The organism is Pseudomonas sp. ABa2 (assembly GCF_056676075.1).
This window is the reverse complement of the sequence record NZ_CM155239.1, coordinates 1,742,629-1,760,560: the sequence shown is the minus strand read 5'-3', so window position 1 is coordinate 1,760,560 and position 17,932 is coordinate 1,742,629. Positions and strand designations below refer to the sequence as shown.

Below are 17,932 nucleotides of genomic sequence, written 5' to 3'. Positions count from 1 at the left end.
TCATCCTCCTATCACCAGGCGCGCGCTGACGCCGTCCGCCTCGCGGCTGGCCGAGCCCATCTGCACCTCGAGTCCGGCCTGTTCCAGGCGTTCGCGCAGGCTTTCCAGCTCGGCGAAATCCGGCGCCTGCAGCTGCAGGGCGAGATCGGCGCGACTGGCGCTGTAATCAAGCTGATTGACCTGTACCCGCGCCGCGCCGCCTGCCGGCAGTGCCCGCGCCACCTCGCCGAGCAGGCCGAGCAGCGGGCTGTCGCCGCTGCCGGCGGCATCGGCCAGGTGCTGATCCAGCTGCGCACGCAGGTTGACCAGCTTGCGATCCTCGGGAAACAGCTCGCGGTACAGCGCCTCGCTGGCCAGCGCGTACTGATCGGCCTGGCGCTGCAGGTACCAACCCTGGACCAGGTTGAAGCCCCACTGCAGCAGCAGGCAGAGCGCCAGCACCCCGGCCAGCGGGCGCCAGCGCCGCCAGCCGTCGCCCGCCTGGTGCAAGGCGAACTCGCCCTGGGCCAGGTCGGCGCCCGCGCCCTGGCGCACCAGCCACTGTTGCGGCTGCTGCAGCAGGTGCACCTCGTCGACCGGCTCGGGCAGCGCCTGCTCGGCCGGCGCGCTGGCGATATGCGGCGCCGGGCAACGCGGCGCCAGCGCAGGCCAGCTCTCGGCCTGCAGCGCCAGACGCAGCGGCGCCTCGCCGCCGAGCAGCCAGCGCGACTCCAGCCAGAGCAGCTGACTGCCCTGGCGCGGCAGCAGGTCGGCATCGACGCGGATCGCCTGCGGCGGCTGCGCCGCACACAGCGCCAGGCACTGGCGCAGCCAGTCGGCGCGCAGCGCATAGACCCGGTGGCGACCGTCGGCCAGTTGCTCGCCCAGGGCCAGGTGCATCTGCTCGACATCCTCGGCAAGCAGTTCCTCCACCGCGAACGGCAGCGCCTGGCGCAGCCAGCGCGCCTTCTGCGTCGGCAACTGCACGGCGCAGGCGGTCACCGCCTCCACCGGCAGCACCAGTTCCCAGGCCGCCGGCAGCTCGCGCAGCCCCTCGCCCAGGCTCAGCGTGCGACATTCGGTGAAGGTCACCCACTGCACCGGCAGCTCCGCCGACAGGCCCTGACAGGCCTCCGGCGGCAGGAAGATCCATAGCTGATTCATCGTTGTGCTTCCTCGACGGGCAACGGCGGCGTACCGCCCTGCCCCAGATCACGCGCCAGGACACTGACCTGGCCATCATTGCCGCGCTGCAACAGGCTGCGCAACACCACGCGGCGCTCGCCGAGGCTCACCTCGCTGAACACCTCGAAGAACTGGCTGCCCACCGCCAGGCCCTGCAGCGCCTGCTCGCCGAGGCCGGCCAGGGCCGGCTGGGCGGCGAAGGCCGCCGGGCTGGCAAAAGCTTCACGGCCGCGCGCCGCCACCAGCGCCAGCGCGGCATCCGGGCTGAGGCCGTCGGCCAGGCTGGACAGCACCACGGCGCTGGCGCTGTTGACGTTGAGCAGCGCCTCGCTCGGCAGAGCGCTGACGAAGGGCAGCAGGCGGCGGTAGTCGGCCTCGTCCATTTCCAGCAGCAGGCGCAGCTCGGAGACGTCGGCGAGCTGGCGGTTGGCCGCGCGATAAGGCGGCGTGGCCAGCAGGTACTGGCCGTCCTCCGCGCCCTGAGCGCCGCTAGGCTCGCCGTCGCCATCGAGCCAGTCGAGCAAGCGTTCGGCGTAGGGCTTGGCGATCTCCAGGCGCAGCAGCAGGCGGCGCAGGCGCAGCAGCGCCAGCTCGTCGGGCTGGCCCTGGCGCACCAGGCTGTTGAGGTTGAAGCGGCCGCTGGGGTCGACGATGCGCACGCGCAGCTCGCCGCCCTCGTCCAGCGCGAAGGGTGTCAGCGGCTGCGCCCAGGGTTCGCCCAGGTGATCGACCGGCTGGCGCGGATCGCCCTGGCGCAAGTCGCGCTGAAGGATGGCCTTGGCCAGCGTCTCGCCGCCCAGGGCGTAGTGCCAGGCCTGGCGCACGTGCAACTGGTTGGCGCTGCTGCGGATCGACAGCTGCTGGCGGGCGATCAGCCCGGCGCAGACCACGGTGACCAGCGCCACCACCAGCAGCACGGTGATCAGTGCCACGCCGCGTTGAGGTTTCATGGCTGCGGCTCCTCGGGCTCAGCGGGGTCGCCCTCACCCTCGCCGGGGGCAGGCACGACGCTCTGCGGCGGCGCGTCCGGCAGGCGCAGTAGGCGGCGCAGCTCGCCATGGCGACGATGCTCCAGGCGCAGTTCGAGGGCGCGCGGCAGGCCGGTGAGCAGGCTGTCGCCAGCGGCATTGGGCGGCGGCCAATCGGCGTGCCACTGGCCCTCGTCGTCGAGGTAGCGCAGGCTCAGCGCCTGCACCCCGTCGAGCGCCTGCTGCACCTGCGGCTGGCTGTCCTGGGCCTGGTCCAGCACGCGCCAGTAACGGCGCTGCCACTGCTCGCCGCTGAGCTGCCAGCGCACCCGCTGCAGCTCGGCGCGCGGCTGACCGAGCGGATTGCGCCAGCCGGCGCGGGTCAACTCCAGCGCAGAGGCATCGCTCGGCTCGCTGCGCAGCGCCGGCTGCGGGTCGCCGAAGCCATCGCGGATCGGCCGCACCGCCACCTGCAGCACGTCGCGCTCGAAGGCGGCCATCGCCCGCACCAGCTCGCGCAGCTGCTGCTCGTGGTTGCGGGTGGCGGCGTCGGCGCTGAGCACGCTGTCGAGCATGCGGTAGGTGGCCAACCCGAGAATGGCGAAGATGGCGATGGCGATCAGCAATTCGAGCAGGGTAAAGCCGCGCTGCGGTCGGGCTGTAGGAGCGAGCTCTGCTCGCGAATCCAGATTGAGGCCATTTCGCGAGCAGAGCTCGCTCCTAAGGGGCATGCGCTTCATCACGGTGCCCCCAGAAAGCCGCTGAGGCTGACCAGTGCGCGCTCGCGCAGATCGCCCACGGCGCCGCGCTGCTCGGCGGCGACCCACAGGGTCACCCGGCGCATGCTCGGCTCGCTGGTGACCTGGATCTCGCTCTGCCACAGCCAGCGGCGCCCGGCGAACTCCACCTGGCCCTGGTCGCGACCGTCGGCCGGCGGCACCTCGGCCAGCTGCAGCTCGGTAAGGCGGTTGTCGGCCACCCACATGGCCAGGGTCTTGGCCTCCAGCTGCGCGGCGGTGCGCACGCTGCGCGCGCTGGCCGTCAGCACGCTGGCGGCGACCAGGGCGAAGATGGCCAGCGCCACCAGCACTTCGAGCAGGGTGAAACCGCACGCGCGCTTCATCCGGCGCGCCCTGCCGCCAGCTCCTCGATACGCGGCAGGCCGAAGCCGTCGCTGGACAGCTGCAGCTGCAGGCCGTCGCGGCGGCGCTCGGCCAGGCGCAGGCGAAACGGTGTGAGCTCGCCGCTGGAGAGAATCAGCAGTTGCGGCGCCAGGGCGCTGGCCGCGCCGGGCAGGCGCAAGGCCTCGCCCTCCCCCTCGCCCTCCACCTCAAGAGTCAGCTCGGCCCAGTCCGGCAGGCGATGCGCCTGGCGATCCAGCGCCTGCCACTCGCCGCGCCGCGAATCGTAGCGCAGCACCCGGTAGCCCTCGCGGGTAAAACTCAGGCCGTACTCGCGGTTATCCAGCACCGCCTCGTCGGCCAGCACGCCGATGAGACCGGCCAGGCGCTCGGCCTCGCCGCGCAGCTCGCGGCTCGGCCCGGCCAGCCCGGTGCCGAGCACCGCTAGGCCGATCAGGCTGCCGAGGATGACCAGCACCACCAGCAGCTCGATCAGGGTGAAGCCCCTCGCCCGCCTGGCCGAGCCCGCCGGTACGCGCTGCATGGCGATCAGAGATCCCAGTTGCCGATGTCCGCGTCCAGGTCGCTGCCGCCCTGCTTGCCGTCGGCGCCGAACGAATAGAGGTCGAAGGCGCCCTTGGTGCCCGGCGCCAGGTACTGGTAGGGATTGCCCCAGGGGTCGACCGGCAGGCGCTTGAGGTAGCCCTCCTTGTTCCAGTTCTTCGCCGGCGGGTTGCCGCCGGGCTTGCTCACCAGCGCCTCGATGCCCTGCTGGGTACTGGGGTAGTTGTGGTTGTCCAGCTTGTACATGTCCAGCGCCGCGCCGATGGCGCGGATGTCGTTCTGCGCCGCGGTGACCTTGGCCTGATCGGGCCTGCTCATCACCTGCGGCACCACCAGCGCCGCGAGGATGCCGAGAATGACCACCACCACCATGATCTCGATCAGGGTGAAACCCGACTGTTTTCTACTCACCTGCTAACCCACCATTTGGTTCAACGAAAGAATCGGCAGCAGGATGGCCAGGACTATGACCAGCACCACCGCCCCCATGAATACCAGCATGAACGGCTCGAACAAGCCCACCAGCAGGGCGATCTGCGCGCCGAGGTCGTTCTCCTGATTCTTCGCCGTGCGCGCCAGCATCTGATCCAGCTCGCCGGAGCGTTCGCCGCTGGCGATCATGTGCAGCATCATCGGCGGGAACTGCCCGGTGGCCTCCAGCGAACGGGTCAGGCTGCCGCCCTCGCGCACCTTCTGCGCCGCCACCAGCACCTCGCCACGGATCACCCGGTTGCCGATCACCTCGCCGGCAATCGCCAGCGCCTCCACCAGCGGCACGCCACTCTGGGTGAGAATCGCCAGGGTGGAGGCGAAACGCGCGCAGTCGGTGGCGCGTCCCAGCCGGCCCAGCAGCGGCACGCGCAGCAGAAACGCGTGCCAGCGCAGCTTGAACGCCTCGTCGCGCAGCGCCCAGCGCAGGGCGACGATCGCCAGCGCCAGCAGCACCAGCGTCGCCGCGCCCCAGGCCTTGACCCAGTCGCTCAGGGCGATCAGCCCGCGGGTCAGCGCCGGCAGGGTCTGCCCGGAATCGACGAAGACCTTGACCACGTCCGGCACCACGTAGCCGAGCAGGAAACCGACGATGAGCAAGGACGCACACATCAGGATCAGCGGGTAGAGCAGCGCCAGCTGAATCTTCTGCCGCGACTGCTGGCGCTGCTCGGTGTAATCGGCCAGCTGTTCCAGCACCGGGCCCAGGTGCCCGGCGTGCTCGCCGGCGGCCACGGTGGCGCGGTACAGCTCGGGAAAGGCGGCGGGAAATTCCTTCAGGCTGGCGGCCAGGCTGTGGCCTTCCAGCACCCGCGCGCGCACCGCCAGCAGCATGGCCTGGATGCGTGCACTGGTGGCTTGCGCGGCGGCCGCACGCAGCGCCTCCTCGATCGGCAGCGCCGCCTGCACCAGGGTCGCCAGCTGCCGGGTGACCAGCGCCAAGTCGCGCGCCGACAGGCCGCGGGCGAAGCCCAGGCGCGCGCCGCCGCTGGCCTGCTCGCGGTTGCGCGTGGCCTTGACCTCCAGCGGCGCCAGCTGGCGTTCGCGCAACAGCTGGCGCACCTGGCGCGCGCTGTCGGCCTCAAGCACGCCTTTCTGCTGGCGGCCGCGCCCGTCCAGGGCGATGTATTCGAAGGCGGCCACTTACTCCTCCCGGGTCACGCGCAGCACTTCCTCGACCGTGGTCACCCCTTCCAGCACCTTGCGCCGCCCGTCGTCGCGGATGCTCGGGCCCAGGCGGCGGGCGTGGCGGGTCATGTCCTGCTCGGAGGCGCGGCTGTGGATCAGCGTGCGCATGGTTTCGTCGAACACCACCAGCTCGTAGATGCCGGTACGCCCGCGGTAGCCCTGCTGGTGGCACTCGGCGCAGCCGCGCGCGTGGTACAGGGTCGGCGCCGATGCGGCCGGCACGCCGAGCAGCGCGCATTCGGCCGCATCGGCCGCGTAAGGTTCCTTGCACGCCGGGCACAGCACCCGCACCAGGCGCTGGGCCAGCACGCCGAGCAAGGAGGACGACAGCAGAAAGGGCTCCACGCCCATGTCCACCAAGCGGGTGATGGCGCCGATGGCGCTGTTGGTGTGTAGGGTGGAAAGCACCAGGTGGCCGGTCAGCGAGGCCTGCACGGCGATCTCGGCGGTTTCCTTGTCGCGGATCTCGCCGACCATCACCACGTCCGGGTCCTGGCGCAGGATGGCGCGCAGGCCGCGGGCGAAGGTCATGTCCACCTTGGTGTTGACCTGGGTCTGGCCGATGCCTTCGAGGTGGTATTCGATGGGGTCCTCGACGGTGAGGATGTTGCGCGTGTGGTCGTTGAGGCTGACCAGGCTGGCGTACAGCGTGGTGGTCTTGCCCGAGCCGGTGGGGCCGGTGACCAGCAGGATGCCGTGCGGCTTGCGCACCGTCTCCTCCATCAGCGCGCGGTCCTCGGCGCGCATCCCCAGGTGCTGCAGCGACAGACGCCCGGCCTGCTTGTCGAGCAGACGCAGTACCACCCGCTCGCCGTTGGCCGAGGGCAGCGTGGAGACGCGGATGTCCACCTCGCGCCCACCGACCTTGAGCGAGATGCGCCCATCCTGCGGCACGCGCTTCTCGGCGATGTCCAGGCGCGCCATGACCTTGACCCGCGACACCAGCAGCGCCGCCAGCTCGCGCTTGGGTTCGAGCACTTCGCGCAGGATGCCGTCGACGCGAAAGCGCACCACCAGGCGCTTCTCGAAGGTTTCCAGGTGGATGTCGGAGGCGTTTTCCTTGATCGCCTCGCCGAGGATGGCGTTGATCAGGCGGATGATCGGCGCGTCGTCTTCCTGCTCCAGCAGGTCTTCGGTCTCCGGCACCTGCTCGGCCAGCGAAACCAGGTCGAGGCTGCCGCCGATGTCCTCGGCCAGCTGCATGGACGCCGAGTCGTGCTGGTAGGCCGCGCCCAGGGCCAGGGCGAACTCGCCGGCGGCGAGCGGGCGCAGCGGCAGGCTGCGTCCGGCGAAACGCTGCGCCTCGGCCAGCGCCACCGGTTCGCAGTCGGCCCGATAGGCCAGGCAAGCGCGCCCCTCGTGCAGCACGAACACCACGCCGTGACGTTTGGCGAAACTGAAGGGCAGACGGCGCAGGGGAGTCTCGAGCAGCGAAGCGTTCATGCGATGAACCTTAAAAACAGAACCTTACCTTGAGTATTACAGCCCAATCTGACTGTTTGCCCCTCTACGGCGGTCTTTTTTGTAATGGTTATTGGGCTATCTTTAACACATCGCCCAATACAGCACACCCACCCCATATAGGGGATGTCAACGCCGCGCAGGCTGTTATGATCGGCCCGCGACGCATAGCACATAAAAAGAATTAGAACGTCGTTTCCGGAGTAATGCATTTGGCCCTCCCCCAGCGCCTCAAGGACAACGCCCCGAGCGTGCTCGGCATGCTCGTGCTGATCGCCCTCAGCGTCAGCCTGGCCTGGCAAAGCGCCGAGCTGCTGCGCCTGGTGCGCGGCCCCGCGCTGCAGCCGGCGAGCCAGGCCGCCAGCCCCCTGGAACAACCCAGCCAGGCGCCCCTCGCCCAGCTGTTCGGCAGCGCCAAACAGGCCGACAGCGGCCCGCCGCCGGCCACCAACCTGCAGCTGACCCTGCTCGGCAGCTTCGTCCACAGCGACCCGCAACGCTCCAGCGCGCTGATCCAGCGCCAGGGCCATAGCGCCCAGCGCTACGCCGTGGGCATGGAGGTGGACAACGGCGTGCGCCTGGATGCGGTCTATGCCGACCGCGTCGAACTGCTGCGCAACGGCCGCCGCGAGAGCCTCGCCTTCCCCCGCCAGCAGAGCGGCCAGTATGTCTACACGCCGCCGGCCGAAACGGCCGACGCCGCCCTCGATCAACTCGACCAGCTGGAGCAGGACAACCTCGAACAACTGCGCCAGCGCATGCAGGCGCTGCGCGAGCAGATGGAAGCCGCCGGCACCCTGCCCGAAGAAACGCCCTCCGATCAGCCCATGGAAAGCGAATGAACCGATGCATGCCATCCGCAGCCGACTGACCCTCGCCCTACTCGCCGCCGGCCTGGCCGCCGCCCCCCTACCCCTGCTGGCGCAGATCGAACAGGTGCCGGCCAGCGCCAACCAGCAGGACGAAAGCTGGACCATCAACCTCAAGGGCGCCGACATCCGCGAATTCATCGATCAGGTCGCCGCCATCACCGGGCAGACCTTCGTCGTCGACCCACGGGTCAAGGGTCAGGTCAACGTGGTGTCCAACACCCCGCTCAATCTGACCGAGGTCTACCAGCTGTTCCTCTCGGTGATGGCCACCCACGGCTTCAGCGTGCTGACCCAGGGCGACCAGGCGCGCATCGTGCCCAACGCCGAGGCCAAGGCCGAAGCCGGCGAAGGCCGCCCGGCACCCGATCGCCTGGAAACCCGCCTGATCCAGGTGCAGCACGCACCGGTGGCCGAGCTGATCCCGCTGATCCGCCCGCTGGTGCCGCAGTACGGCCACCTGGCCGCCGTCACCTCCTCCAACGCGCTGATCATCAGCGACCGCAGCGCCAACATCGCGCGCATCCAGGATCTGATGCGCCAGCTCGACCAGACCGGAGCCCGCGACTACAGCGTGATCAACCTGCAGCACGCCTGGGTGATGGACGCCGCCGAAGTGCTCAACACCGCCATCGCCCGCGGCCAGGCCAAGGGCGCCAGCGCCACCCAGGTGGTGGCCGACGCGCGCACCAACCGCCTGATCCTGCTCGGCCCGCCGGACGCCCGCGCCAAGCTGGCCAACCTGGCCCAGTCACTGGACACCCCCACCAGCCGCTCGGCCAACACCCGGGTGATCCGCCTGCGCCACAACGACGCCAAATCGCTGGCCGAGACCCTCGGGGAAATCTCCGAAGGGCTGAAGAACCAGCAGGATGGCGAGACCGCCGGCAAGCCGTCGAACATCCTCATCCGCGCCGACGAGAGCCTCAATGCCCTGGTGCTGCTGGCCGAGCCCGATCTGGTCGCCACCCTCGAAGACATCGTGCGCCAGCTCGACATCCCGCGCGCCCAGGTGATGGTCGAGGCGGCCATCGTCGAAGTCTCCGGCGACATCACCGACGCCCTCGGCGTGCAGTGGGCGGTGGATGCGCGCAGTGGCAGCGGCGGCACCGGCGGCCTGGGCGGGGTCAACTTCTCCGGCACCGGGCTGTCGGTGGGCACCGTGCTGCAGATCCTGCAGAGCGGCGAGGTGCCGGAAAACACCACCCTGCCCGACGGCGCCATCATCGGCATCGGCAGCGACAACTTCGGCGCGCTGGTCACCGCGCTGTCGGCCAACAGCAAGAGCAACCTGCTGTCCACCCCCAGCCTGCTGACCCTGGACAACCAGAAGGCGGAAATCCTGGTCGGGCAGAACGTGCCGTTCCAGACCGGCTCCTACACCACCGATGCGGCCGGGGCCAACAACCCCTTCACCACCATCGAGCGCAAGGACATCGGCGTCACCCTCAAGGTCACCCCGCACATCAACGAAGGCGCCACCCTGCGCCTGGAGATCGAGCAGGAAATCTCCTCCATCGCCCCCAGCACCGGGCTCAACGCCCAGGCCGTGGACCTGGTGACCAACAAGCGCTCGATCAAGAGCACCATCCTCGCCGACGACGGCCAGGTCATAGTGCTCGGCGGGCTGATCCAGGACGACGTCACCGAATCGGTGTCCAAGGTGCCGCTGCTCGGCGACATCCCCCTGCTCGGCGGGCTGTTCCGCTCTACCCGCGAATCCCACATCAAACGCAACCTGATGGTCTTTCTGCGGCCCACCGTGGTGCGCGACGGCGCCGGCCTGGCCGCGCTGTCGGGCAAGAAATACAGCGACATCCGCATCCTCGGCAGCGCCGACGAAGGCCGCCCGAGCATCCTGCCGCGCAACCCGGCGCAGCTGTTCGACGGCCAGGGCGCGCCGGCGGTGGATCTGCGCCAGTAAGCGAGTTGGTTGCGGGATAAAACCCTGGGGGGCGCTTTACGGCAAAGCCCTCCCAGCCTCCCCACTCACCCCAGCGGCGGCGTGCGCGGCGGGATCAGGCGTTTGCTGCCGGTGGCCTCATAGGCCGCGGCCAGGCGCAGCAACTCCGAGTCGTCGTAGGCGCGGCCGGCGAAGGTCAGCCCCACCGGCATGCCGATATCGGCCATCACCCCCATCGGCACGGTGACCGTCGGCACGCCCAGGTGGCGGATGGCGAGGTTGCCGTTGGCCACCCACACGCCATTGCTCCAGGCGATATCGGCGGAGACGGAATTCACGTCGGCATCGGCCGGGCCGACGTCGGCCACGGTGGGAAACAGCACCGCGTCGAGCTTGAGGCCGTCCATCCAGTCCTCCAGATCGAGCTTGCGAGTCTGCTCCAGGCCGCGCAGGCCATCCGGCACGGTGGGAATCTGGTCCCAGGAGCGGATGCCGCGCTTGGCCATATTGACGTACTCGTCCATGCCGGCGGCCAGGTCGCCCTCGCGGTTGGGCAGCGTGCCCGGGTCATGCGGGAATATCTGCGGGCCGTCGACGTCCGCCAGGCGGTTGAGCTTGGGGTCGCCGTTGGCGCGCAGGAAATCGTCGAAGGCCCAACCCGACAGCTCCCAGAGCTCGTCGTGGAGGAATTCCGGGGTGACGATGCCGCGATTGAATACGGTCGGCGCACCGGGGCGGTCGCCCTCGCAGTTGGAGACCAGCGGGAAGTCCACTTCCACCACCTCGGCGCCGGCCGCCTCCAGCGCCTGGCGCGCCGCCTGCCACAGGGCGATTACCGAGGGCCGGGTATGGATGCGCTGGCCGGTCGGCCCGCCGATGCCGGGGTTGTCGCTGGAGCCGGCTTCCTCGTCCTTATTGATGAACATGCGCGGCACGCCCAGGCGCTTGCCCTTGAGCGCACCGGGCTGGGCGGTGAGCGCCAGGTAGGACGCCGGGCGTACCTCGGAGGGCTTGGGAATCGGCACCCAGGGCTGCAGGCGCCAGAGGTCACCGCGGGTGTCTGGATCGTCGGCCACCACCACGTCGAGCACCTCAAGCAGGTCGGCCATGGTCCGCGCATAGGGCACCACCACGTCCATGGTCGGCGTCAGCGGCCAGTTGCCGCGCACCGAGATCACCCCGCGCGACGGCGTGTAGGCGCACAGGCCGTTGTTCGACGCCGGGCCGCGGCCGCTCGACCAGGTTTCCTCGGCCAGGCCAAAGGCGGCGAAGCTGGCGGCGGTGGCGGTGCCGGCGCCGTTGGACGAGCCCGAGGCGAACGGCGCGGTGAGGTAGGCGGCGTTGTACGGGCTCTCGGCGCGGCCGTAGACGCCGCGCTGCATGCCGCCGTTGGCCATCGGCGGCATATTGGTCTTGCCCAGGCAGATGGCGCCGGCGGCGCGCAGGCGCTCGATGGTGAAGGCGTCGCGCTGGGCCACCAGGTCCTTGAACGCCGGGCTGCCGGAGGCGGCGGTCAGGCCCTTGACCAGGTAGCTGTCCTTGGCGGTGTAGGGAATGCCGTCCAGCGGGCCGAGTCTCTCGCCACGGGCGCGGCGCGCATCGGAGGCCTCGGCTTCCTTCAAGGCATCGGGGTTGCGCACCACCACCGCGTTGAGCTTGGTCGGCGTGTTCGGGCCGTCGTAGGCCCCGATCCGCGCCAGGTAGGCCTGGACCAGCTCGACCGCCGTGGTGCGGCCGGCCTCCAGCGCGGCGCGCAGCTCGGCAATGGAAACTTCGGTTACCTCGATCATGGTGTCGTCACTCACTGATGGCGGGGCCGGCCGGCTGCGGCCAGCCCCGGATACGGAAAGCCCTGGTCCAGCGGCCGCAACGCCCCCAGTAGGAGCGGCTTCGGCCGCGAACATCTGCCTGATGATACATGCCGCCGAGCGCCCGCAGGAGGCCGAGACCAGGCCTCTGCCGCCCGCAACCACTGCAGCAGTTCGGCCTGCAGGCTACCCGGCTCCGCCGGCTAGGGCTCCAGCAGGCAATAGCGCGAGCCGTGCGCGACGCCCCCCCAATGGCACCACTCGCCTGCTATGGTCTTGGGCACTGCCTGCTGCAACCAGAGGACCCCGAAATGGAGCGATTCACCGGCGGTTGCCTGTGCGGCAACCTGCGCATCGTCGCCACGGGCCGGCCCTACCGGGTCGGCGTGTGCCACTGCCTGGACTGCCGCAAACACCACGGCGCCCTCTTTCACACCTCGGCGATCTTCCCCGAGCGCGCGGTGCAGATAGAGGGTGAAACCGCCCACTACGCCGGCCGCCACTTCTGCCCGCGCTGCGGCTCGCCGGTGTTCTCGCGCACGGCCGATGAAATCGAAGTGAACCTCGGCTCGCTGGACGCCCCCAACCAACTGACACCCACCTACGAACTCTGGACCATCAGGCGCGAGGCCTGGCTGCCGGCATTTCCGTTCGACAGGCGCTACGAGCGGGATCGGGAGAGCGAGGGGCGTTTCGAGGGAGAAGAGTCGAGTGGATGAAAGCGATCCAAGCGACCAGTCGTAGAGGGCCGTTGGCCTGAGTGGGCATTCAGCAACCTCGGGACCACGACCTGCACCCGAATGCTGCAACCGAGGTAAGCCAGCGCCGCCAATAAGGGCGCGCTCGTTCAGCTACGCCCTTCCCTTTTTGTGGCCACCGGCCCATGCGCAGCAGCCAATCCGCGCGATTAACTAGCGGCCAAACCCGCAGAAGCGGCTACTGGTAATTCTCTGGGCAGTTTTAGCGTCAGCACTATCAGCAACACACCCACTCCGCTTATGACGGCATATACCCCGGCAAAGCTGCCGCTGTGATTGGCCAATAGCCCCGCACCATAGTTGCCGAGCATGCCGCCAGAACCTTGCATCACATTAGCGATACCAAAGATGGAGACGGCCATGGCGCTGGACGATGCCACCTTGGAAACGTAAGCGGGAATAAGGCCGAAAATGGGGTAGAAGGCAGTGGAGAACAGCACTGCGGCGACCAGGGGCCAATGGCCCGAGGGCTGTATCACGAAGATCAGCGCAGCCATCACCACGCAGCCATACACCAGAAACATCGCCGCGCGTAGCCCGGTTCGGTCCGAGAGCCAGCCAATTGCGAGACCAGCGAACATGCCGACGAAACCGATCACGGCCCAGACCTGAGCAGTGTATTGCACGTCAAAGCCAAGCTCGGTACGCAGGTAAGACGAGAGGTAGGTCTGAAACGGAAAGGTGGCGAAACCTATCAAGAAATTCATCGACCAGATCAGCAATACCCAAGGTTTTATCAACTCTGAGCGCAAGCTGGGTAAGGCGACCTCGCTTGTTGTGGCTGCTGAGGTTGGCGACACGGTTTGGCCGAGCAAGCCTCCCCTCTTGAACACCACCAGCACCAGCGCAGCCATCGCCATCGTCAGCAACCCAACTACCCACCAAACGCTGCGCCACTCCTCTTGCGGGGCGTAGATGGGCACCAACAGGCTGTTGATAGCTACCCCATAGCTGGTACCGCTGGATACCAGTCCCATGGCCAAACCGCGGTAACGGTAGGCGACCACCCTGGCGATAACATCGACCATAGGCACAAAGACCGTCGCTGCAGTGCCCGCCAACAAGGTCAGCAGTACACCTATAAAAAAGGTGTTGTTCGACAACGGAATCAGTAGCAACGCGACTGCACACACAGCGCCCGACGCCACAATCATCCTGCCGCCGCCCACCTTGGGCGTCAGCCAGACCGCCAGCATTGCGCAGAGTAGAAAACCCAGCTGCGCTGAGGCGGTGATAGTGCCGACGTAGGAAAAGCCGAAACCCAAAGATGCCTGCATATCGGGTACGAGCTGGGCAAACAGGTATATCCCGAAGCCATAGGTCGCCGCCACCAGGCTGGTTAGCAACACTACGACCGCAGCATTTGAACGCATGGCGAGCACCCTATGGGCTGCTGGAATTGATTTCAGCAAGTCAGAACATGAGGTAAGAAAGCCGCGGAGCAACTTTCGCCCAGACACGTGGCGAGGCCCCGGTGCCCAGGTCGGTGCGTAAGTTCCGAGGCTCCTGTCCAACCTCGCGCCACCCAATAGCGCAACAGGTTCACATTGCTCTGAAGCAGCCCAACTCTACTGAGCGTGCAATCCAGCCGAGCGATAAAAGCGCCCTCCATATGCTCCATACCGCCACGTTGCATGGCTGTTCGTCGCTCAGACGCAAAGCAATCAGATGCCCAACATCGCGGGCATACCGCGAAACTCATGTCATTGAATGTCTGGCTCCGCTCGGCCGGCCGCCGCTGGTAACTGCTGGTTGCAAGCCTGCCGCAACTCAACACTGCGATATGACAAGCAAGGCCCGCGAATAGCCGCTCCAAGCAGGATGGCTAAACGTCGCGAGGCCCATCAGCGCTGTGCACAAACTATCCCGGTCCGCTCAACCCGCCGCATCCTCCGGCAGCTTGGCGATCACCTTGATCTCGAACTGGAAGCCGGCCAGCCAGGTCACCCCGATGGCGGTCACTGTCGGGTAAGGCGCCTGGCCCCAGAACTCGGCCGCCACCTCCCAGATGGTCTCGAACTTCGCGTCGGGCTCGAGCATGAAGATAGTGGTGTCGACCACGTCGGCGAAGCTGCATCCCGCCTCGCCCAGGATCGCATTGAGGTTGGCGAAGGTGAGGCGCACCTGGGCTTCGAGGTCGGGCTCGGGCGAGCCGTCCTGGCGGCTGCCGACCTGGCCGGAGACGAACAGGAAGCCGTTGGAACGGATCGCCGGCGAATAGCGGTGGAGCTCGTACAGGGCATGGCGGTCGGGCGGGAATACCACATCGCGTTTGCTGGTCATTGCGGGTCTCCATGGGCCGCTGCGGCCCGTTGCTTAAGATGGAGCCACTGTAAGAAGCGCGCCAGGCTGGATAAACCGGCAACTCTGGTCATGACTGTTTGTAGAATCCAAACAATCCCCCATGAGTGAGAAGAGCAATGGACCGTTTCGATGCGATGCAGGCGTTCGTGCGCGTGGTGGAGGCCGGCAGCTTCACCAAGGCGGCGACGACGCTGCACATGAGCAAGACCAGCGTGACGCAGCTGGTGCAGCAGCTGGAGGCACGGCTGCGCGTGCGCCTGCTCAACCGCACCACGCGCCGGGTCGCGGTCACCGCCGACGGCGCCGCCTACTACGAGCGCGCGGTGCGCCTGCTGGCCGATATGGACGACGCCGAAACCAGCCTCTCCAGCGCCGCCGCCCTGCCCAGGGGGCGCTTGCGGGTGGACGTGCCCAGCCCGCTGGCGCGGATGATTCTGGTACCGGCGCTGCCGGCCTTTCACGCGAAGTACCCCGACATCCAGCTGGACATGGGGGTGAGCGACCGCGTGGTGGACCTGATCGGCGACAAGGTGGACTGCGTGGTGCGCGGCGGCGAGATCGCCGATCAGTCGCTGATCGCGCGGCACGTGGGCGACCTGCAGCTGGGCGTGTACGCCGCGCCGAGCTACCTGCAGCGCGCCGGCACGCCCAGCCACCCGCGCGAGCTGGAGGACAGCCATCACCGCATCGTCGGTTTCCTCTGGGCGCGCGCCGGCAAGCCGCTGCCCTACGCCATGCAGTGCGGCGACGAGCGCCTCAGGGTGCAGGGCCGCTACGTGCTGGCGGTGGACGACGGCAACGCCTACCTCGCCGCCGGCCTGGCCGGCCTGGGCATCCTCTGGCTGCCGGACTACATGGCCAAGGCGCACCGCCAGCGCGGCGAGCTGGTGCCGCTGCTGGAGCACTGGCGGCTCGAGCCGATGCCGCTGTACCTGGCCTTCCCGCCCAACCGCCATGTCAGCGCCAAGCTGCGGGTATTTATCGACTGGGTCGTCGAGCTGATGGCGCAGCACGCACCGGTGCTGGGTCGCCGCTAGCCCAACAGGCCGCAGGCGCCTAGCGCGAGAAGCGCCGCCGATAGTCCCGCGGGGAAATGGCCAGGTGGCGCTGGAAGGTGGCGCGCATCCGCTCCTCGTCGCGGAAGCCGCACTGCCGGGCGATCTGGTCGATATTGCGGCTGGAGTCTTCCAGCAGGCGCCGCGCCGCTTCCAGGCGGAAGATCTCCACCGCCTTGGCCGGGGTGCGCCCGGTCTTCTGCTTGTACAGCCGGGAGAAATGCCGCGGGCTCATGTGGCAGCGTTCGGCCATGGCTTCGATGTCGAGTGCCGGACTGTCCAGGTTGTCGCCGAGCCAGCGGTGCAGTTCGTCGAAGGTCGCGGTATCGCGGGCCTGGGCCTGCAGCAGCTCGCTGAACTGGGCCTGGCCACCGGGGCGCTTGAGGAACACCACCAGCTCCCGCGCCACCTGCATGGCCACCTCGCGGCCGCAGTCGGCCTCCACCAGCGCCAGGGCGAGGTCGATGCCGGCGCTGACGCCGGCCGAGGTCCACAGCGCGCCCTGCTCGACGAAGATCGCGTCGCTGTCCACCTCGATGCCCGGAAAGCGCGCCTTGAGCATGTCGCACATGGCCCAGTGGGTCGCCGCGCGCTTGCCTTCCAGCAACCCAGCTTCGGCCAGCAGGAAGGTGCCGCTGCATACCGAGGCGGTGCGCCTTACCCGCCGTGCGTTGGCGCCGATCCAGGCGATCAGCTCGGCGGACTCGGCCACCGCCCGTTCGATTTCCGGTGCGCCCGGCACGATCAGGGTGTCGACCTGCGCCAGCGGCACCTCGGCCAGCGCCTGGGTCTGCACCACCAGGCCCTCGGCGCTGCCGACCAGGCCGCCCGGCAGGCTGGCGGTCAGGCGCTGGTAGCCGGGCAGGCCGCGCGCGTGCATGGCCTTGGTGGCGGCCCAGAACACGGTCTGCGCGCCGGTGAGGTCGAGCAGCCCGACTTGCGGGTAGGCGAGAAAAAGGATGGTGCGCGGACGGTTTGGCATGATTTCCGGGGTATCTGTCATTTCTGCCGAAATGCTCCTCTCCTAGCATGGGCCCGTCAAACACCAAGAGCCCAAGCCAGGAGTACCAGATGAAACAACGCATTCTGATTGTCGGTGGCGGTTTCGCCGGGGTATGGAGCGCACTGAGCGCCATGCGCCTGCTCGACCGGCACGGGCGCACGGATATCGCCGTGACCCTGCTCGCGCCGCAGCCGCAGCTGCGCATCCGCCCGCGCTTCTACGAGCCCGAGGTGCATACCATGCAGGCGCCGCTGACAGCGCTGCTGGCAGCGGTGGGCGTCGAGTTCGTCCAGGGCAGCGCCGAGGGCATCGATCCGCAGCGCCAGCAGGTCAGCTACCGCAACGCCGCCGGCCGCGTCGCCGAGCTGGGCTACCAGCGCCTGGTGCTGGCCTCCGGCAGCCGCCTGCTGCGCCCGACGCAAGCGGGGATGGACGCGCACCTGTTCGACGTGGACGAGATCGAGCAGGCGGCGCGCCTGGAGCAGCACCTGCTGGGCCTGGCGCAGCGCCCGCAGACGGCGGCGCGCAATACCGTGGTGGTGGCCGGCGGCGGTTTTACCGGCATCGAGACGGCCACGGAAATGCCCGCGCGGCTGCGCGCCGTGCTGGGCGAGGACGCGGCGATCCGCGTGGTGGTGGTCGACCGCGGCGAGCGGATCGGCGCGGCGCTGGGCGACGGCATTCGTCCGGCGATCGAGGCGGCGTCGCGCGAGCTGGGCATCGAGTGGTGCCTGGGCCGCTCGGTGGCCTCGGTCGATGCCGACGGCGTGAGCCTGGACGACGGCCAGCGCATCGCCGCGAATACGGTGATCTGGACCGTAGGCTTTCGCGCCAGCGAGCTGACCGCGCAGATTCCCGCGCCGCGCGACGCCCAGGGCCGGCTGCAGGTGGATGCCTGGCTCAAGGTCGAGGGTCAGGCGGCGATCTTCGCCGCCGGCGATACCGCGCGGGCGTCCACCGACGAGCTCGGCAACTTCACGGTGATGTCCTGCCAGCACGCCATCGCCCTGGGCCGCCACGCCGGCAACAACGCGGCCGCCGAGCTGATCGGCGTGGCCTCGACGCGCTACAGCCAGCCCAAGTACGTCACCTGCCTCGACCTCGGCGCCTGGGGCGCGGTGTTCAGCGAAGGCTGGGAGCGTCAGGTGAAGCTGGTGGGCAGCGAGGCCAAGGCGCTCAAGCAGCAGATCAACAGCCAGTGGATCTACCCGCCCGCTGCCGACCGCGCCCTCGCCCTGGCCGCCGCCGACCCGGCGATCCCGGTGGCCTGAGCCGCA

General features: G+C 68.7%; 17 protein-coding genes. 5 read left to right on the top strand and 12 right to left on the bottom strand.

The genetic code is table 11. From position 1 onward, the window contains the following. Genes gspL through gspE form a run of 8 tightly spaced genes read right to left on the bottom strand, consistent with a single transcriptional unit; the run spans position 1 to position 6,937 of the window. Positions 1–1,143, bottom strand: coding sequence for a type II secretion system protein GspL (gene gspL / locus AC1G9C_RS08670; RefSeq protein ID WP_480409949.1), 1,143 nt, complete (start codon positions 1,141–1,143; stop codon positions 1–3). Continuing rightward, entirely contained in the window at positions 1,140–2,114 is a 975-nt protein-coding gene (gene gspK / locus AC1G9C_RS08665; protein WP_480409948.1) for a type II secretion system minor pseudopilin GspK, read from the bottom strand. The genes gspL and gspK overlap by 4 nt, the downstream gene beginning before the upstream one ends. Further along, positions 2,111–2,872 (bottom strand): type II secretion system minor pseudopilin GspJ, encoded by a 762-nt coding sequence (gene gspJ / locus AC1G9C_RS08660; RefSeq protein ID WP_480409947.1) that lies wholly within the window; start codon positions 2,870–2,872, stop codon positions 2,111–2,113. Before gspJ ends, gspK begins: the two co-directional genes overlap by 4 nt. Next, a complete protein-coding gene (gene gspI / locus AC1G9C_RS08655) occupies positions 2,872–3,255 on the bottom strand; it encodes a type II secretion system minor pseudopilin GspI (protein ID WP_480409946.1) in 384 nt (127 codons plus the stop codon). The genes gspJ and gspI overlap by 1 nt, the downstream gene beginning before the upstream one ends. After that, a complete protein-coding gene (gene gspH / locus AC1G9C_RS08650; RefSeq protein WP_122107202.1) occupies positions 3,252–3,797 on the bottom strand; it encodes a type II secretion system minor pseudopilin GspH in 546 nt (181 codons plus the stop codon). The genes gspI and gspH overlap by 4 nt, the downstream gene beginning before the upstream one ends. 5 nt (positions 3,798–3,802) lie before the next feature. Further along, a complete protein-coding gene (gspG, locus tag AC1G9C_RS08645) occupies positions 3,803–4,189 on the bottom strand; it encodes a type II secretion system major pseudopilin GspG (RefSeq protein ID WP_480410396.1) in 387 nt (128 codons plus the stop codon). A gap of 42 nt (positions 4,190–4,231) precedes the next feature. Continuing rightward, positions 4,232–5,449, bottom strand: coding sequence for a GspF family T2SS innner membrane protein variant XcpS (gene xcpS / locus AC1G9C_RS08640; RefSeq protein WP_122107204.1), 1,218 nt, complete (start codon positions 5,447–5,449; stop codon positions 4,232–4,234). After that, positions 5,450–6,937: a type II secretion system ATPase GspE gene (gspE, locus tag AC1G9C_RS08635; protein WP_480409945.1), complete on the bottom strand. Its 1,488-nt coding sequence runs from the start codon at positions 6,935–6,937 to the stop codon at positions 5,450–5,452. It abuts the gene before it with no gap. 230 nt (positions 6,938–7,167) lie between these two features. On the opposite strand from gspE, the gene AC1G9C_RS08630 reads away from it, so the two are divergent. Then, the gene (locus tag AC1G9C_RS08630) at positions 7,168–7,797 is read left to right on the top strand and encodes a type II secretion system protein N (RefSeq protein WP_480409944.1); all 630 of its coding nucleotides are present in this window, start codon (positions 7,168–7,170) and stop codon (positions 7,795–7,797) included. Positions 7,798–7,801: 4 nt separating this feature from the next. Next, a complete protein-coding gene (gene gspD / locus AC1G9C_RS08625; RefSeq protein ID WP_021442345.1) occupies positions 7,802–9,748 on the top strand; it encodes a type II secretion system secretin GspD in 1,947 nt (648 codons plus the stop codon). 65 nt (positions 9,749–9,813) lie between these two features. Here the strand turns inward: gspD and AC1G9C_RS08620 are convergent, their stop codons facing one another. Beyond that, the gene (locus AC1G9C_RS08620; protein WP_480409943.1) at positions 9,814–11,517 is read right to left on the bottom strand and encodes an amidase; all 1,704 of its coding nucleotides are present in this window, start codon (positions 11,515–11,517) and stop codon (positions 9,814–9,816) included. A gap of 329 nt (positions 11,518–11,846) precedes the next feature. Here AC1G9C_RS08620 and AC1G9C_RS08615 point away from each other — a divergent pair, with 329 nt between their 5' ends. Next, on the top strand, positions 11,847–12,254 hold the full coding sequence (locus tag AC1G9C_RS08615) for a GFA family protein (RefSeq protein ID WP_480409942.1): 408 nt from the start codon (positions 11,847–11,849) through the stop codon (positions 12,252–12,254). Between the two features lie 188 nt (positions 12,255–12,442). On the opposite strand, the gene AC1G9C_RS08610 is transcribed toward AC1G9C_RS08615, so the two are convergent. Continuing rightward, positions 12,443–13,666, bottom strand: a complete 1,224-nt coding sequence (locus AC1G9C_RS08610) for an MFS transporter (protein WP_480409941.1) — start codon at positions 13,664–13,666, stop codon at positions 12,443–12,445. Between the two features lie 502 nt (positions 13,667–14,168). After that, the gene (locus AC1G9C_RS08605; protein WP_457790179.1) at positions 14,169–14,576 is read right to left on the bottom strand and encodes a RidA family protein; all 408 of its coding nucleotides are present in this window, start codon (positions 14,574–14,576) and stop codon (positions 14,169–14,171) included. A 137-nt stretch (positions 14,577–14,713) separates the two neighbouring features. On the opposite strand from AC1G9C_RS08605, the gene AC1G9C_RS08600 reads away from it, so the two are divergent. Then, complete coding sequence (locus AC1G9C_RS08600) at positions 14,714–15,634, top strand: LysR family transcriptional regulator (protein ID WP_457790177.1); 921 nt, start codon at positions 14,714–14,716, stop codon at positions 15,632–15,634. Positions 15,635–15,653: 19 nt separating this feature from the next. On the opposite strand, the gene AC1G9C_RS08595 is transcribed toward AC1G9C_RS08600, so the two are convergent. Beyond that, positions 15,654–16,655, bottom strand: coding sequence for a GlxA family transcriptional regulator (locus tag AC1G9C_RS08595; RefSeq protein ID WP_480409940.1), 1,002 nt, complete (start codon positions 16,653–16,655; stop codon positions 15,654–15,656). Positions 16,656–16,723: 68 nt separating this feature from the next. On the opposite strand from AC1G9C_RS08595, the gene AC1G9C_RS08590 reads away from it, so the two are divergent. Continuing rightward, positions 16,724–17,926 (top strand): NAD(P)/FAD-dependent oxidoreductase, encoded by a 1,203-nt coding sequence (locus AC1G9C_RS08590; protein WP_480409939.1) that lies wholly within the window; start codon positions 16,724–16,726, stop codon positions 17,924–17,926. Positions 17,927–17,932 lie beyond the last annotated feature (6 nt).

Excerpts from the sequence above, each read along its gene's own strand:
- gspL (WP_480409949.1), bottom strand. The coding sequence starts at position 1,143 with ATGAATCAGCTATGGATCTTCCTGCCGCCGGAGGCCTGTCAGGGCCTG.
- gspK (WP_480409948.1), bottom strand. The coding sequence starts at position 2,114 with ATGAAACCTCAACGCGGCGTGGCACTGATCACCGTGCTGCTGGTGGTG.
- gspJ (WP_480409947.1), bottom strand. The coding sequence starts at position 2,872 with ATGAAGCGCATGCCCCTTAGGAGCGAGCTCTGCTCGCGAAATGGCCTC.
- gspI (WP_480409946.1), bottom strand. The coding sequence starts at position 3,255 with ATGAAGCGCGCGTGCGGTTTCACCCTGCTCGAAGTGCTGGTGGCGCTG.
- gspH (WP_122107202.1), bottom strand. The coding sequence starts at position 3,797 with ATGCAGCGCGTACCGGCGGGCTCGGCCAGGCGGGCGAGGGGCTTCACC.
- gspG (WP_480410396.1), bottom strand. The coding sequence starts at position 4,189 with ATGGTGGTGGTGGTCATTCTCGGCATCCTCGCGGCGCTGGTGGTGCCG.
- gspE (WP_480409945.1), bottom strand. The coding sequence starts at position 6,937 with ATGAACGCTTCGCTGCTCGAGACTCCCCTGCGCCGTCTGCCCTTCAGT.
- gspD (WP_021442345.1), top strand. The coding sequence starts at position 7,802 with ATGCATGCCATCCGCAGCCGACTGACCCTCGCCCTACTCGCCGCCGGC.
- AC1G9C_RS08620 (WP_480409943.1), bottom strand. The coding sequence starts at position 11,517 with ATGATCGAGGTAACCGAAGTTTCCATTGCCGAGCTGCGCGCCGCGCTG.
- AC1G9C_RS08615 (WP_480409942.1), top strand. The coding sequence starts at position 11,847 with ATGGAGCGATTCACCGGCGGTTGCCTGTGCGGCAACCTGCGCATCGTC.
- AC1G9C_RS08610 (WP_480409941.1), bottom strand. The coding sequence starts at position 13,666 with ATGCGTTCAAATGCTGCGGTCGTAGTGTTGCTAACCAGCCTGGTGGCG.
- AC1G9C_RS08605 (WP_457790179.1), bottom strand. The coding sequence starts at position 14,576 with ATGACCAGCAAACGCGATGTGGTATTCCCGCCCGACCGCCATGCCCTG.
- AC1G9C_RS08600 (WP_457790177.1), top strand. The coding sequence starts at position 14,714 with ATGGACCGTTTCGATGCGATGCAGGCGTTCGTGCGCGTGGTGGAGGCC.
- AC1G9C_RS08595 (WP_480409940.1), bottom strand. The coding sequence starts at position 16,655 with ATGACAGATACCCCGGAAATCATGCCAAACCGTCCGCGCACCATCCTT.
- AC1G9C_RS08590 (WP_480409939.1), top strand. The coding sequence starts at position 16,724 with ATGAAACAACGCATTCTGATTGTCGGTGGCGGTTTCGCCGGGGTATGG.